Below are 2,296 nucleotides of genomic sequence, written 5' to 3'. Positions count from 1 at the left end.
AGCATCGCCTTTCCCGGCGAGCTGACGCGCGTGAGGCCGCGGCCACGCGCGTCAGCTCGCCGGGAAAGGCGATGCTGGTGCCGATGCGCATGCCGGCCGCGCCCGCGATGGCGATGGCGAAAAGCTCCGTCGTGCCGTGGATCGACAGCCAGCCGCCGAGCTCGAAACCGAGCCCCTTGGCGGCATAGATCTGGAAGATGGCGCCGAGCATGCAGCCATTCATCAGGATGATCAGCACGCTGGGCACCGCGAAGGCGAAGCCGAGCGCGAAGGCCAGGATCGACACCTGCGTGTTGTGGGTGAAGAGATAAGCTGCGAAGCCCGAGAGAAAGTGGTCGCCGCCGCCATAAAGCACGCTGCGCAGCATCTCGGCCGACGAATCCGGATTGCGCCCGCCGGCGAGGCTCGGCGCGATGATGGCGTCGTACCAGCGCTTGTCGGAGGCGACCAGCCAGTATCCGGCAGCGGCACCGATCACCGTCAGGGCGACCGATGCCCACACCTCGCGCCACAAGTCGCGGATCGCCGCCGGCCAGTCGTGCAGGAAGAAGTCGCCGATGCGCGTTCTCAAGGATCGCCGCGCGCCATAGAGATAAAAATAGCCGCGCAGGCAGAGCGCTTCGAGATAGGCGACGAGCGCGCTGTCGAGCGAAGTGGCGCGTGCCACCGAAAGCGAGGACAGCGCCGAGCGGTAGAGCAGAGGCAGCGACAGCAGCTCCTCTTCCGACAGCGCGCGCGGCGCGCGCTTCTCGACGCGGGCAAGCAGCGCCTCGAACGCCTTCCAGTCGGCCTCGCGCTCCTGGCGGAAGCTTGCCAGCGACTGGCGGACGGCATCGGTGCCGGCGGGCAGCGTCATAAGAGGTTTTCCTCCTTGAGCTGGATATAGCGCTCGACCAGGGCGGGGCCGAGCCGCTGGTGGTCGGCCTCGATGACATGCGCGCCGAGCAGCCTGAGCCTGCCGATCACCACCTGCCGCTGTCTGAGCAGGTCGCCGGCGGTGACCGCGCGGGCCACGTCCTCCGGGGCGGTAGGCGCCATATCCGCCAGCGTCTCCAGCTCGACATCCTTCATCAGCATGAACAGCACCAGATGCCGTTCGGTCAGCCGCCCGACGGTGCGCAGCATCAGCTCGGCGCTGATTGGGTCGACGAAATCGGTGAAGACGATGACCAGCGAGCGCCGGTCGAGTTTCGCGGCGAGCGTCGTCAGCGCCAGGGTGAAATTGGTCTCCTCGGTCGAATAGTCGATCTCGGCGGCGCGCTTCTGGATCATGGTGAAGCTCGGCGAGCCGCGCACGGCGCCGCTGGAAACGCGCGGCCTGGCGTCGAAAGAAAACAGGCTGACGAGGTCGCCGCCCTTGAGCGCAATGAAGGCGGACAGCAGCGCCGCCGTCACGGCCCGGTCGACCTTCGGCACGCCCTCGACCGGCTCGCACATCAGCCGCCCGCTATCGATGGCCAAGACGATGTTGTTGTTCTCTTCGATGCGGAATTCGCGGGCAAGCAATTTGCCGTGGCGGGCGCTGCGCTTCCAGTCGATCATGCGCCGGCCCATGCCGGGCTGGTATTCCTTCAGCGCCTCGAACTCGCGGCCCTGGCCGGCGCGCTTCTGCGCATGGCCGTCGGCAACAGCGGAGCGCAGCAGCAGCGTGATCGCCTCGTCGCGGGCGCGGCTGACATCGGGCAGCACCGCTATCTTGCGGTCCACCGGCAGCGCGGCCTGGTTCCAGACCAGCCCGAACGGCCCTTGCCAGCGCAGCCACAGCCGATCGAAGCTGGCGATGCCGCGCCGAACGGCGTCGAATTCGAGATCGAGCGTGCCGCCATTTGCCGGCAGTGTGCCGCCCGTGCCGTTGACCGGCGCCAGCCGCTGGTCATGCCCGACGCGCGCCTGCAGCCGGTGCGTTCGCGCCCCGAGACCGGCCGCGATGTGCAGCGTGAAACGTCCGCCGACGCCGACCTGCGGCGGTGCGGTGAGCGTGGCGGTGAGCGACGCGCGTCCACGCCCGGCCGCCGCGTCGACCGCCAGGAAGGCAAGCAATGCGCAAATCCAGAGCAGCCCGAGATACCAGACATGCGGCAGCGCGAGCGCGATCAGGAAGGCGGGAATCGCTCCCGCCGCCGCCGCCCATACCGCCCTGCCGCTCGGATAGATCAACGCGGCGCTTCCGTCTGGTCGACCAGGTCGGACACGATCTGCTCGACCAGCCGTCCGTCGATCTGCGCCGCCGGCGAGAGGATGACGCGGTGGCGCAACGCCGGCACGGCTAAAGCCTTGACGTCGTCGGGGATGACAT

3 protein-coding genes are annotated in these 2,296 nt (G+C 68.3%); all 3 read right to left on the bottom strand.

All coding sequences use genetic code 11. From position 1 onward, the window contains the following. The coding region (locus tag EOA32_RS36445) for a stage II sporulation protein M (protein ID WP_145971493.1) at positions 1 to 856 on the bottom strand (856 nt) is incomplete at its 3' end. After that, a complete protein-coding gene (locus EOA32_RS36440; protein WP_128374247.1) occupies positions 853 to 2,157 on the bottom strand; it encodes a DUF58 domain-containing protein in 1,305 nt (434 codons plus the stop codon). The genes EOA32_RS36440 and EOA32_RS36445, both read right to left, overlap by 4 nt. Continuing rightward, complete coding sequence (locus tag EOA32_RS36435) at positions 2,154 to 2,291, bottom strand: hypothetical protein (RefSeq protein WP_281015310.1); 138 nt, start codon at positions 2,289 to 2,291, stop codon at positions 2,154 to 2,156. The genes EOA32_RS36440 and EOA32_RS36435 overlap by 4 nt, the downstream gene beginning before the upstream one ends. Positions 2,292 to 2,296: the final 5 nt, after the last annotated feature.

The sequence above is a fragment of the Mesorhizobium sp. M1A.F.Ca.ET.072.01.1.1 genome (genome assembly GCF_004023325.1).
Taxonomy (GTDB): Bacteria; Pseudomonadota; Alphaproteobacteria; order Rhizobiales; family Rhizobiaceae; genus Mesorhizobium.
This window is presented reverse-complemented; position numbering and strand designations above follow the sequence as displayed.